This is a genomic window from Halobacillus alkaliphilus (assembly GCF_900113125.1).
Lineage (GTDB): Bacteria > Bacillota > Bacilli > Bacillales > Halobacillaceae > Halobacillus > Halobacillus alkaliphilus.
The window spans coordinates 14,246-26,783 of the sequence record NZ_FOOG01000026.1; the positions used below are offsets into that span (position 1 = coordinate 14,246).

At 41.9% G+C, this 12,538-nt stretch carries 11 protein-coding genes; 7 read left to right on the forward strand and 4 right to left on the reverse strand.

Annotated features, from left to right (window positions below; all coding sequences use genetic code 11):
• Positions 1 to 61: 61 nt before the first annotated feature.
• From BMZ06_RS13535 to BMZ06_RS13545, 3 genes are read right to left on the reverse strand one after another with little or no spacing between them, the layout of a single operon-like run.
• On the reverse strand, positions 62 to 2,647 hold the full coding sequence (locus tag BMZ06_RS13535) for a YfhO family protein (protein WP_089752594.1): 2,586 nt from the start codon (positions 2,645 to 2,647) through the stop codon (positions 62 to 64).
• A gap of 12 nt (positions 2,648 to 2,659) precedes the next feature.
• Positions 2,660 to 3,046, reverse strand: coding sequence for a GtrA family protein (locus BMZ06_RS13540; protein ID WP_089752596.1), 387 nt, complete (start codon positions 3,044 to 3,046; stop codon positions 2,660 to 2,662).
• A complete protein-coding gene (locus BMZ06_RS13545; RefSeq protein ID WP_089752598.1) occupies positions 3,015 to 3,971 on the reverse strand; it encodes a glycosyltransferase family 2 protein in 957 nt (318 codons plus the stop codon). The genes BMZ06_RS13540 and BMZ06_RS13545 overlap by 32 nt, the downstream gene beginning before the upstream one ends.
• A gap of 251 nt (positions 3,972 to 4,222) precedes the next feature.
• Between BMZ06_RS13545 and BMZ06_RS13550 the strand changes: the two genes are divergently transcribed.
• The 6 genes from BMZ06_RS13550 (at position 4,223) to cydC (ending at position 10,865) form a co-directional block, all read left to right on the forward strand.
• Positions 4,223 to 5,002, forward strand: a complete 780-nt coding sequence (locus BMZ06_RS13550) for an alpha/beta hydrolase (RefSeq protein ID WP_089752600.1) — start codon at positions 4,223 to 4,225, stop codon at positions 5,000 to 5,002.
• A 668-nt stretch (positions 5,003 to 5,670) separates the two neighbouring features.
• Entirely contained in the window at positions 5,671 to 6,126 is a 456-nt protein-coding gene (locus BMZ06_RS13555) for an NUDIX hydrolase (RefSeq protein WP_089752602.1), read from the forward strand.
• 21 nt (positions 6,127 to 6,147) lie between these two features.
• A complete protein-coding gene (locus tag BMZ06_RS13560) occupies positions 6,148 to 6,690 on the forward strand; it encodes a GNAT family N-acetyltransferase (RefSeq protein WP_089752604.1) in 543 nt (180 codons plus the stop codon).
• 33 nt (positions 6,691 to 6,723) lie between these two features.
• Positions 6,724 to 7,245: a P-loop NTPase family protein gene (locus BMZ06_RS13565; protein WP_089752606.1), complete on the forward strand. Its 522-nt coding sequence runs from the start codon at positions 6,724 to 6,726 to the stop codon at positions 7,243 to 7,245.
• 174 nt (positions 7,246 to 7,419) lie between these two features.
• A complete protein-coding gene (gene cydD / locus BMZ06_RS13570) occupies positions 7,420 to 9,159 on the forward strand; it encodes a thiol reductant ABC exporter subunit CydD (RefSeq protein ID WP_089752608.1) in 1,740 nt (579 codons plus the stop codon).
• Positions 9,156 to 10,865 (forward strand): thiol reductant ABC exporter subunit CydC, encoded by a 1,710-nt coding sequence (gene cydC, locus BMZ06_RS13575; protein WP_089752611.1) that lies wholly within the window; start codon positions 9,156 to 9,158, stop codon positions 10,863 to 10,865. Before cydD ends, cydC begins: the two co-directional genes overlap by 4 nt.
• 127 nt (positions 10,866 to 10,992) lie before the next feature.
• On the opposite strand, the gene BMZ06_RS13580 is transcribed toward cydC, so the two are convergent.
• Positions 10,993 to 11,367, reverse strand: a complete 375-nt coding sequence (locus BMZ06_RS13580; RefSeq protein ID WP_217646824.1) for a hypothetical protein — start codon at positions 11,365 to 11,367, stop codon at positions 10,993 to 10,995.
• Positions 11,368 to 11,496: 129 nt separating this feature from the next.
• Between BMZ06_RS13580 and BMZ06_RS13585 the strand changes: the two genes are divergently transcribed.
• Entirely contained in the window at positions 11,497 to 12,441 is a 945-nt protein-coding gene (locus tag BMZ06_RS13585; protein ID WP_089752613.1) for an MBL fold metallo-hydrolase, read from the forward strand.
• Positions 12,442 to 12,538: the final 97 nt, after the last annotated feature.

Consider the following 12,538-nt stretch of genomic DNA (forward strand, 5'->3'; position numbering starts at 1 on the left):
TTCGTGCCACCTGCTTGCAATCCACCATAATAAAAAGGACGCCCTGAGGAGGACGTCCTTTTTACCATTTGTGTGTTCTCCGGATCCATAAGAAGGAGAGGAGAGCGGATAATAGACATACAGCAAGCGTAGTTTTGAAGTAAGGTGGATAATACGTAAAGGATACCTGGTTCTGCCCTTCCTCAAGTTCCACGCCAAGATAGGCATAGTTCGAACGTAAGACTTTCTTTGTTTCTCCGTTCACCTCCACATGCCAGCCTTTTTCATAAGGGACAGGAATCGTAAGGAATTGATCCTTCTGGTTGTTATTCAACTGAATATCTACTTGGTTTCCTTTCGCAGCGACGCTGGAAACCTGATCGGATTTATCATAGGCTTTCTCAAGTGTTTCATAGGTTGCGTAGTGCAATTCCAGTTCGGCCAGTTGGTAATCGCCTTTAGGTACACGTATGGAAATTTTTTCGTCAGCTGGAACACGGATCGTCACATCGTTCATTCCAGTTCGATAAAAGGATTCCCGCGATTTTCTGGATGTTCGGTAATCATTCACATACAAGGGAAACCACGGAGCGGATTTGACGTTATTTTTTATATAAAAGGATACATAAATATCTTCTGCATTTTTAGGGAGCGAGTTGAGCTGCAAATCTAAACCGCCTGTTTCTTCGGTTACCTGCAGCCGCTCATCCTGGTAAGTGCCTCCAACTGCTTTTACCTCGGCGTTATCCATCAGATCAGGGAGCGGATTAACGGGAGAAGTTTCGTAGTCCGGATTTTCTAAAATGATTCCTTCAAGCATAGCTTGTTCTCGTTTAATCATGGAAGCATCTGATAGGGAATCTACACTGTAAACCTTGCTTGTCGTACGTGCAAAGGGCAGCAGCTTTGTATTTCGATAGACTTGATAGTTACTGCTTTCTATATAAGGCTCAAATCCATAAGGCATATTTCTGTCAGAACCCTTTTTAGTCATAATGTATTTTCCACTTAAGGAGCTGTACAAATTGGCTCGGTCACCGAATCCGGAATAACGACTGATACTCTCTTGCTTCATATCGACTTCCATATCCTCATAATACCAATAGAGAATGTGTTCATTTAATATACTCGAATAGACACTGGTTCCGCTAAAATCCTGAATTAACGGGATATTATTACGGTCATCCATCCCTTTCCATTCGAATCGATAGAAGGAACTTGGATCCTTCTCCTGGACGCGATTCACCAGCTGTTGCTGTTCAGGAGAAGCATAGCCATCACTAAGGATATAATCTTTAGTGGTTTCTTCTAGATTTCCTGCTTTATAAAGTTTGTCATGCTGATAAACGTTCATCATCCCCGCGTTCAGAAGCACAATGATGACTCCTCCTGTTACCCAGGTTTTTTTATGCTGAATACTAAGCAACAGGAAAGCTGCTATAGAGATTCCTAATTGATACAGCATGTATTGATCAAATACGCTTTCGATTTGATAATAAGGATCTTTCCAGGCAAAAAAGTAATAGCTTAGACCTGTCAGAAAGATCGCCACGAAAACTTCCCATCTCTTTACCTGATTTATTACCTGCAGGCCCGCTGCGGCTAGCCCGCCGGCTGCAAAAAAGCCGAGATATTCAAAACGGTGTCGTGGGGCAGAGAAGCCGTTAAAGGCGCTTCCCATAAAAGGACTGAAGTGAAAAATAATAAATAATAGTGTCAGGACAGCAAACAACCGGAATAGTTTATTTTTATAAAAAGAAAAAAGAAATAGAAAAAGCACCACAATGGTCGACAGCAAAAATGTGCGGCTGTCGAGCAGCATGTTATCGCTGAAGTCAAAAAGTGGTCGTTCTTGATTGAACGCCGGTCTATAGTTATGGAAGTAAGCGTATAAGGTAGGTACAAAAGAAACAGAAGCGAATCCCATTCCTAGTACTACTGAAATGACATAGAGCTTAAGCTGCTGAAGTTTCCCTGTTTCTTCTTTCTGCAGGGAAATAAGCCAGCGAACAAGAATATAAATGCCAGCGAAAATGAAGCTGATATAAGCAAAGTAGAAATTGTTAAACATAGTTACGGCAATCGCGAAAATAAACCAGCCTGGCTTTTGTTCACGGATGATTTTTTCAATCCCTAGAATTAAAAGGGGGACGAATAAAAAGGCATCTGCAAAAAATTCCCAGTAAGATACATGACGAAAGTAAATAACGGAAGCACCGTAAAGAGTAGCCCCAATAAAAGACGGAATCGTATGAAGCGACATATATCTGAAAACGTAGGTTGTAAGCAAAATGACAAGGGTCATGCGAATAATGCTGCTGAAGATAATAGCCTGAGCCCAGAATAACGAGTCGGGAGCACCGATCACGTGCAGCAATTCTAATAGAAATACCACACCAACCGTCATAATGAAGAACAGATTCGTAGAGAAGTAATATCCCAGCTGCCCAAAAAATCCTCCTCCAAAACCGAAATCGAGCGAATAAAAGAAATTCCCGCTCGTATAGTTCTCGTATATAAATTGTTTGAAGGGAATCATTTGGTTCAGCCCGTCATTGGGCCCAGCCATAAATGTGCCTCCCATCCACTCTCTCAAAAAGAAAAGATGGGAGAAGGTGGCGACAAGGAGGCTTGCAAAAAGTAGTATCGTGATTTTTTGTTTATTCATAAGGGACCACCATTATTGTTTTAATATTTTACTTGTGACGATAAAGGTTACAGGTACGGTGAAAAACACAGCAATCAGCGGCGCAATATTACTGTTTAAACTGAGTAAATCGACCAGCACAAAGACCAGAAGTGATGAAACTCCCACATTGACCACTTGAGTTAATGGAAACTGCAGGAACTTTTTGAGGGTAGGTTTTACTTTATAAGTGAAATAGGTATTAAGAAAGAAAGATATAACAAAGCTTATGAGAAAGCCGGTAATATGAGCAACCATATAATGAAAATTTAGTAAGTTGTGGAGGAATAAGAACACAATGTAGTAATTAAGAGTGTTCATTCCTCCAACGAGGATAAAACGTGTAAGTTCATTGTTGAGTGAATTGATCTTTAGTGTCATGAATATTCGTATCCTTTACAAGATAGTGTGGACGGCGTTTGACTTCATTATAGATGCGGCCTATATATTCTCCGACGACACCAAGACTTAGCAATTGAACGCCGCCAAGAAAAAGGATCGCTGAGATGGTGCTGAAATAACCAGGCACCGCAATACCTGTTCTGATAATTTCTATAAAAATAAAGCTGATGTATCCAAGTGATAGTAATAAAGTGAGGAGACCTGCATAAAAGCAAACCCTCAGTGGTTTGGTATTAAAGGAAACAAGGCCGTCAATTGCATAGTTTAACAGTTTTGAAAACGACCACTTCGAATCCCCTTCCTGGCGGCTCACATTTTCATAGTTAATCACTTTTTCTTCGTATCCGACCCAGGAAAACAGCCCTTTAGAGAAACGGTTCCCTTCACTTAATTTTAGAATGTCGTTGACGACATCTCTGCTTAATAGACGAAAGTCACCAATACCATTTTCTAATGTTACGTCTACCAGCTGATTGATAATTTTGTAGAAGGTTGATGACAGGGCTTTGCGGAGAGGAGACTCTCCCGTGCGCGTGCGACGGGCAATTACCTGATCATATCCTTCTTCATATCCTTCAACCATGGCCGGTAGGAGAGAGCTCGGGTGCTGAAGGTCTGCATCCAAAATGATAACAGCTTCCCCCTTCGATTTTTCAAGCCCTGCCAGCATAGCTGCCTCTTTCCCGAAGTTACGAGTGAAGGATATATATTTTACTTGGTCATGAGCAGAAGCAAGCATCTGAATCGACTCTAACGTATGATCCTGGCTGCCATCATCAATAAAGATGAGTTCATAATTGTAGGAGAGCGGCTCCATTTGATTATGTATAGCCTCATAGATCATAGGAATATTTTTTTCTTCGTTAAAAGAAGGCAGAATTAACGATATTAATGATTTATTCATTCTTTCACCTCAAAATTACATGGTCAAGGACCCATGATTATACTTCCTTTTCTTTTTTTCCTCTAACATCTTCCCTTAATTTTGATTTTTTAAGCGTGTAGAAAGTGGAAAGGTACTTCCTTCCTGATTTTTATTATATAAATCTATTATTCTGATTAATGGGGAATAGGAAAATGTAAACCGTGAAACGTTACATGAGTTAATACGTAAGTGAATTATTAGTAATAGTGATGAAGGGGCGTGGGAAATAGATGTTAAAAGTTCTTTCAATAAACTCGATGTGTTTAAATGATTCACGAAGAGTCAGAGTCTATACACCGGATGATTATGGTGAAATAGAAAAAAGCTATCCTGTTGTATATATGCATGACGGTCAAAACGTTTTTCGCGATCAATCAGCTATAGGTGGCATATCTCTGAACTTAGAACATTTTTTGGACAGAAATAAGAATGAAGTTATTGTGGTTGGAATAGATTCAAAGCCTGGAGAACAGAGAAAAGTCGAATACTGCCCATGGGAAAACGGGGATTATAGCCGTAACATGATGAAAGATGAAAGTCGAATCGGTGGAGGTGGAAAACAGTACATAGAATTTGTTGTTCAGGAATTAAAGCCGTATATTGACAAGAACTACCATACCCGGCCGGATCAATCAGCCATGGCTGGAATTTCACTTGGTGGCTTAATCTCTACTTATGCTATGTGTAAATATCCAAACCTCTTTAAAAGAGCGGCAGCAATATCATCTGCTTTTTTTCGTAATCAGGAGGAAATGGAACAACTTGCTCATAGAGCTGATTTATCTCCTGTGGAAAGGTTTTATGTTGATTGCGGAACTCTCGAAGCGGGGAGCGATGAGGAAACTATTAATCAGGGGTTCATAGAATCAAATCAGCGCATGTTCGATATAGTAAAGCCTAAGATCGAACCTTCTAAATTTAAGATTATTGAGGGCGGGGAGCATAACTACACACATTTCCGCCGCCGAGTTCCAGAATTTTTCCCTTTTTTAATAGAGGGATGGAAGTAGGACTGGTGAGATGACTCTTCTGTAGCGGCTGGGGCCGTACTGGGTAAGGTTAGCGTAAGGGCACATTAATGAACTGGGCGGTACCACGATAGTGATCCCACCCCCAGGAGTGTACTCTTGGAGGCGGGGTTTTTTATTGGAGTGACTTTGTTAAACTTCAATGTTGATTTTAAGGTTAAGCTCCCGTTTGTTGAAGACTCAGTTTCGGGACATTTGTTGAGCGGAAGGTCCTTCAGGGGAGGATTTCGCTTTCCGACCCTACGTCGTGTAGGGCCATAGGAAAGTGTTCAAATGTGGAATCACCCCGAAAGACACGACCAGCATAAGCCGAGCATCAAAAGGATGGCGGTTTTCCAATCCGTTGATGAGCGGCTTATGTCTCGAGTGTCTGGGTGATGGAACAAGACGAGTTATTTCCCCAGCAGCTCTCTTCCACTTTGAGTAACGGACCCAATTTACCTCGAAACTGAGTCTTACTGTAACCGGACCTATTGCGTAATAAGCCTCTTATGAAAAATCAACAATAAACTTTTCCTGTATATAAATAATGATGGACAATTACTATAAACCTATTGGTTTTATAATTTAACTGAATGACTTGATAACGAAAACTTGAAACAAACGTTTGCCGGGCTCGCAGAAAATAAAGTACTAAGAAGGGATGTGAAATGGTGAAAGACTACGTGAAAGATATGAGAAGTCTAATTGGAACCCGCCCCTTTATTATTGCAGGGTCTACAATCTTACTTCAAAATCCAAATGGTAAAATTTTGTTCCAATTCAGGTCGGATACAAAGGAATGGGGTCTGCCTGGAGGAGCTATGGAGCCAGGTGAAAGTTTCCTTGAAACGGCAGAAAGAGAGCTATATGAAGAAACAGGACTTGTAGCCTTGAAATACCTGCATCTTGGAACTTTATCTGGAAAGGAACTTTATTTTCAGTATCCAAACGGAGATGAAGTCTACAATGTTATCGGTGTATTCCTTGCTTCTAACATTGATGGGACCTTAAAGATAAATGATGCCGAGAGTTTGAGATTATGCTATTTCTCTTATGAGGATCTGCCTGAAAAATTAGATGAGCGAGCAAGGTACATCCTGGAAACATATCGAAGTTCTTTATAAGGATAGGAAAGCAGGTGGGGAATGTTGAATTCTTGGAAAGAGAGCCGGATATATTTGCGTGAAATAGTAGAAGAGGACTGGCGGACTGTTCACTCTTATGCATCCATTCCATCTGTGAGCCAATACCAGCCCTGGGGACCAAATACAGAAGAACAATCCAAGGGATACGTGAATCAGATCATTAGAGAGGCTTTGCATCAATCACGGACGCGGTATGCATTTGGTGTGCTGGATAGAGAGAACCATCAGTTTTTAGGCGTAGGTGAGTTGAATATTAGAAGTAAAGTCAATAAACAGGGAGAACTCTCATATATTGTTCATCCTGATTTTTCAGGGAAGGGGCTGGCGACCGAGCTGGCCGGTATGCTAATTGAATATGGTTTTGATAAACACCACCTTCATCGAATTTATGCGACCGGTGATGTAAGAAACGTGGCATCCTACCGTGTTTTAGAAAAAAATGCTATGAAAAAAGAAGGCCGTCTGCATGAAGATTTACTGGTGGATAACCAGTGGCGTGATTCGTATCTATATGCCATCTTGGAGCAGGAATGGCATAGTTAGAAAACTTTTCGGTTAGTGAACGGAGGGAAAGGATTGAAACGGATTATGGTGATGGGAATTTCTGCAGGAGCAGGAAAATCTACCTTTGCACGGCAACTGGGAGACCAGTTAAGTATAGGTGTTTATCATCTCGATGCTTTCTACTGGAAACCAGGCTGGATCGAAGCAGGCTTGCCAGAATTCAAAAGCAAACAGGAGGAAGTGGTGGGAAGGGACTCCTGGATCATTGAAGGGAATTATAGTTCGACCTACGACCTGAGAGCTTCCCATGCAGATACAATTATTTATCTGGAACTGCCGCTTCTTCTTTGTCTCTACCGTGTAATGAAAAGGTGGTGGTTCCATCGCGGAAAAACGCGTGACGACATTGGGGAAGGGTGTGAAGAGAAACTTGATCTTGAATTTATTAAGTTCATTGTTACCACCTATTATCCTCGAAAGAAGAAAATGAAAAAGAGGCTGAAGGCGTTTAAAAGCATGAGCCCTGAAAAAAAGATAATTGCTTTAAAAAGCAGGAAGGAAATCAGAGGTTTCTTTAAGCGCCTGGGTTCTTAAGTTTAGTCCAGGACTTTCAAAGAGATGGTATGCAATGGGAATGATAGGGAAAAAATGAATAGAAATTGTCATAAATTCATCAGTTCTATCCTTAGAAGTTTGGAGCAGGATGCATTATAATGGAATTAATGTGTGAAATAATTCACAAATAGCTTCAGTTAGGAGTTTATATAGATGAAACATTTGAGCAAATTAGCCTTTGGTCAAAGAAAAGTGATTCTGGCTTTGTTCATCATTTCTCTTATCATTGGTGGAACGATCATAGGACAGGCTTACTTTTTTGTAGCCATTGTGGACCGTATATTTTTAGAGCAGCAATCGTTTCAGGAGATTGTCCCTCTGCTCGCTGGTCTATTACTTGTTCTGGCTGGACGGGCAGGATTTACGTGGCTCCATGGTCGTACCGGTGTGAAAATGGCAGCCCGCGCAAAGAGTCATTTCCGTCAGGCTATTATTAAAAAATTTTCAAGAAATCCTATTCAGGCTTCTTTGAAAGGGCAGTCGGGTCGTAAAGTTAGTGTTCTTATGGATTCAGTAGACGAAATAGATGGCTATTTTAGTAATTACGTACCTCAAATGATTCAGACGGCTGTCATCCCGCTTATGATTCTCATTGTTGTGTTTACGCAGCATATTTATTCCGGACTCATCATGCTGATTACCGCTCCGTTTATCCCTTTTTTTATGGCTATTGTCGGAGTGATGACGAAGAAAAAGTCAGAAGAACAAATGGAGAAACTTTCGGCTTTCTCCGGTAAGTTTCTAGATACTCTTCAAGGTTTAACTACGTTAAAGCTTTTCGGAAGAGCTCAGAAGCAGAAAGATGAAATAGAAAAGAGCAGCCTCGGTTTTCGTGATGCTACCATGGGCGTTTTGAAGGTGGCCTTCATTTCATCACTTATGCTTGAGTTTATATCCATGCTCAGTATTGGCTTGATTGCACTGGAGATTGCCATTCGTTTGGTTGTATATGAAAGCATTCCATTTTTCTCTGCTTTTTTCATTTTAGTATTAGCCCCTGAATTTTACTTAACTCTTAAAGATTTCGGCAGTGCTTTTCATACAGGACGCGGAAGTTCGGGTGCTGCCAATCAGCTGGCAGAGGAACTGAGTGAAACGGAATCTTATGTAGAGTGGGGAGAAGAGAAACTATCTGCAGGGTCTAACCCGCCATTTTTAGAACTTGAGAATGTGCATTTCAGCTATGGAAAAGAAGAGGGGTTATTTGCACTTGAAAATATTCAGGCCACCATTCCCGCTTATTCACAAACCGCGATTGTCGGAAGAAGCGGCTCAGGTAAATCTACATTACTCCATGTGGTAGCTGGGCTGATTCAGCCTTCAGAAGGGCAAGTGAAAGTAAATGGAGAAGTTCTTTCCTTTTACCAGGAGCACGAATGGTTTAAGGAAGTGAGTTATATTTCACAGCATCCTTATTTATTCTCGGGAACCATTGCTGAAAATATTGCGATTGGTGGTCGTGGTGATCATACGATGAACGACATTAAAGCTGCTGCTCAGAGAGCGGGGATTGCAGAATTGATTGAATCTTTGGAGCGGGGCTATGAAACTCCTGTAGGAGAGGCAGGCCGCGGACTTTCAGGTGGAGAAAAACAAAGGCTTGCGATAGCGAGAGCTTTTCTAAAACGTCCGTCTGTTATCCTTTTTGATGAGCCAACCACAGGACTGGATTTAAAGACAGAGCGTATCTTGCAGGAATCTATGAAGGAGCTCTCTAAAACGTCAACAGTTATTACAGTAGCGCATCGTCTTCATACGATCAAAAACGCCGACCAGATCCTGTTCTTAGATCAAGGGAATCTGGCTGCTTTAGGACCTCATGAAGTATTAATGGAGAGGCATCCGGAATATAAGGAAATGGTACGTCTTCAGCAAGGAGGAACGCCAGCATGAAAGACATCAGCCAAATGATTAAACTTGTGGCCATAGAGAAAAAAGACGTTCTATTATCGATTTTGTTTGGGTTTCTAGCTGGAATGGCGGCTGTGGGCCTTTTTGCCTCAAGCGGCTATTTGATTTCGCGAGCCGCTCTTGTGCCGCCGCTATACGCCCTCACGGTCCTGATTGCCTTCTTAAAATTATTCGGGTTTGCAAGGGCTTTGGGACGTTATGCGGAGCGTTACTATTCCCACCGCGCGACTTTCACGATGTTAAGTAATATTCGGGTGGCTTTTTTTGAGAAGCTGGAGCCTTATGCTCCGCGTGTTTTTCAAAAATACAGGAGTGGTGATCTGCTGGCCCGGATTGTGGGAGATGTGGAAAGTCTGCAGAACTTTTTCCTCAGGGTCTATTACCCTCCAGTAGTTCTCGTTGTCATCTTTTTAAGTACGATTGTGTTTACATCGGTCTTTTCTACATCAATTGCGATCGTACTGCTTCTTGGATTGACCCTTACGGGAGTCTTTGTTCCTTTTTTATTTTCATTACGGCAGAGAACGATTGAAAATAGAGTAAGGGAATCACGAGGAGAATTATCGATAGATGTAACGGAATTTCTTTATGGATTCCGAGATTTGAAAATTTATCAGCAATTGGAGGATAAAGAAGAACGGCTGCATGAATCCTCTTCTTCTTATATTAGAGAACAGGAGAGGGAGGGTATGCAGAGAATCTTCAGCCATTCAGTTAATACGCTGGTGTCTTTACTAATCTCCTGGGTTGTATTGGGACTCGGAGCTTATCTTGTTGCCAGGGGCGATTTAAATGGCTTGTTCTTAGCGATGCTTGTGATGATTTCGCTGACGGTATTTGAAAATGCTACTCCCATGGCCGTACTTCCCAGTCACTTAGAAGACAGTAAACGTGCTTCCAGGCGACTGTTTTCCATAGGCGATGAAATGATTGAGGATAATGGCAGGCTCCATCTGGCCGGCGGGGAGTCATACGGATTTGAATTGAGCGGAGTAGATTTTCGTTTCCCTGAGGAAGAGCGGCAGACTTTGCAGCAAGTAAATTTGAAGATTCCAGCGGGTTCCAAGACCGCTCTCGTTGGTCCAAGTGGGTCAGGTAAATCAACTTTACTGCAGCTGCTCTTAAAAATTCATACCCCAAACCAAGGGGAGATCCTTCTTAATGAACATCCAATGGCTCAAATTGATGAGGAGAGTGTTTGGAGCAAAAGCAACGTCGTTCTGCAGGAAAATCACTTCTTTTTTGGTACTGTTCGGGAAAACCTGCAATTAGCTAAAGATGACCTTACGGATGAGCAAATGCTGGACGCCCTCCGTGACGTAGAACTTGGCTCTTTCCAGTTGGACTATCCCGTGTTTGAAAAGGGAGAAAATCTCTCTGGGGGAGAAAAACAGCGTCTGGCAATGGCACGGGCGTTGCTGAAAGGAGAACAACTCTGGATACTGGATGAACCTACTTCTTCTATAGATGCTCTAACTGAACGGAAAATTTATGAACGTTTGTTTAACCAGGCGGAAAAGGATACTTTGATCCTGGTTAGTCACCGTCTTACAGGTCTTGAACTCATGGATCAGATTATTGTGATGGATGAAGGTACGATTGTGGAAAAAGGAACTTACAATGAATTGATGCATAAGCAAGGCTACTTCTATGAAATGAAGCAAATCGAAAAAACTATCTTCGGTTAAAAAACAAGATGAAGTAAAAAAATCCCACCTCAGGTCATCCAGAAAATGGATGACCTGAGGTGGTTTAATTTTCCGGCAATCAGGAAGGAGACATGGAGAGATTCCCTGATTGCCGCTCGGTTCACGATTAATAGTAGTACGGATAATATGGATACTGATAGTAAGGATAAGGGGTAAAATAAGGGAAAAGGGCAAGGGCAGTTAATCCTGCAATTGGCAGTACAGACCGCCGGAAACGACGAGCTCTTCTTCGACCATAACCACCATAACCGAATTGACGATCGTTCGAACTTGAGCTTTGAGCTTCACCTTTTTCATCTACCATAACATCTTCACTGATCAGCATCGTGACTTTATCATTTTTTACATCAATGATAATGCCATCTACTGTGCTTCCATCTTCAAGCGTAACCATAACGTGATAATACTTGTGTTTCTCACACTCGCTGTAAGTAGGTTTCATGTGAGACGCCTGCTGGTACATATACTTTTCATCTGCCATTGTTAATCAACTCCTCACAAAACCATGATATTCACCCATCAAAAATTTGTGACAAACATCCAGCGCCCAGGGTGTTTTTCTATCCATATTTTAGTAAAATGTAAAAAAAGGAAAGGTGAGGTGGAGGCATTGGACAAGAAAGCACCGATAGAACTAGGAAACGATATCTATCTAATTGATGGGTTTGACTTAGGGTTTGAAGGCCGCACAGGTACATATGTCTTACAGGCAGAGAAGCTTACTTTAGTAGAAACAGGTCCGAGCCCTTCTGTGCCAAGAATTCTTGAAGGCTTGAAGGATTTATCGCTCGATGCTGAACAGGTTGAGTATATTATTTTAACTCACATCCATCTAGATCATGCAGGTGGGGCAGGCTTGCTGCTTCAGGAATGCCCAAATGCTAAAGTTATTGTGCACGAAAGGGGGGAGCGGCACTTAGTTGACCCTTCCAAGCTGATTGCGGGCGCCAGAGCTGTTTACGGGGATAAATTTAATCAGCTGTTTGATCCCATTCTACCTGTTCCTGAAGAAAAAATACTTACGAAATCGGATGGAGAGACGCTCAATATTGGTGAGAACCGTTGCTTAACTTTTTATGATACTCCTGGGCACGCGAAACACCACTTAGGGATCTTTGATTCAGCAAGCCAGGGGGTTTTTACCGGAGACACTGCAGGCATCCGCTATCATCAAACTGAGCATACTGGCTTAACTTTTTTTCTGCCTACTACATCACCGAATCAATTCGACCCGGAAGCGATGAAGCAATCGATTGAGCGTTTTCGCACCATGAACCCGAAGCGGCTGTTTTTCGGGCACTTTGGTAAAACTGAAAACCCTGAAGAAGCTTTTGATGAAGTCATGGAGTGGATTCCGATTTTTGTGGAGGAAGCACGTACAGCATGGAGTGAGAACGAAGGGATCGCAGGTATTGAACAGCGGCTCCATAGACGCATTGCGGAGTATTTATATGAAAAAAATATTACAGAAGAACATCCGGTTTTTGAATTGCTGCGCTTAGACTTTGAAGTCTGCGCGATGGGATTGGCCGATTACCTTCGCAAGCAGTTATAATGACTATTATGAACACGTTTATTTCGGGCGGTTGACTTTAATGTGGCGTGCCTGTTCTATACTTTTTTACTGGAAATTTGATAAACTATTAAATAGA

Excerpts from the sequence above, each read along its gene's own strand:
- BMZ06_RS13535 (WP_089752594.1), bottom strand. The coding sequence starts at position 2,647 with ATGAATAAACAAAAAATCACGATACTACTTTTTGCAAGCCTCCTTGTC.
- BMZ06_RS13540 (WP_089752596.1), bottom strand. The coding sequence starts at position 3,046 with ATGACACTAAAGATCAATTCACTCAACAATGAACTTACACGTTTTATC.
- BMZ06_RS13545 (WP_089752598.1), bottom strand. The coding sequence starts at position 3,971 with ATGAATAAATCATTAATATCGTTAATTCTGCCTTCTTTTAACGAAGAA.
- BMZ06_RS13550 (WP_089752600.1), top strand. The coding sequence starts at position 4,223 with ATGTTAAAAGTTCTTTCAATAAACTCGATGTGTTTAAATGATTCACGA.
- BMZ06_RS13555 (WP_089752602.1), top strand. The coding sequence starts at position 5,671 with ATGGTGAAAGACTACGTGAAAGATATGAGAAGTCTAATTGGAACCCGC.
- BMZ06_RS13560 (WP_089752604.1), top strand. The coding sequence starts at position 6,148 with ATGTTGAATTCTTGGAAAGAGAGCCGGATATATTTGCGTGAAATAGTA.
- cydD (WP_089752608.1), top strand. The coding sequence starts at position 7,420 with ATGAAACATTTGAGCAAATTAGCCTTTGGTCAAAGAAAAGTGATTCTG.
- cydC (WP_089752611.1), top strand. The coding sequence starts at position 9,156 with ATGAAAGACATCAGCCAAATGATTAAACTTGTGGCCATAGAGAAAAAA.
- BMZ06_RS13580 (WP_217646824.1), bottom strand. The coding sequence starts at position 11,367 with ATGGCAGATGAAAAGTATATGTACCAGCAGGCGTCTCACATGAAACCT.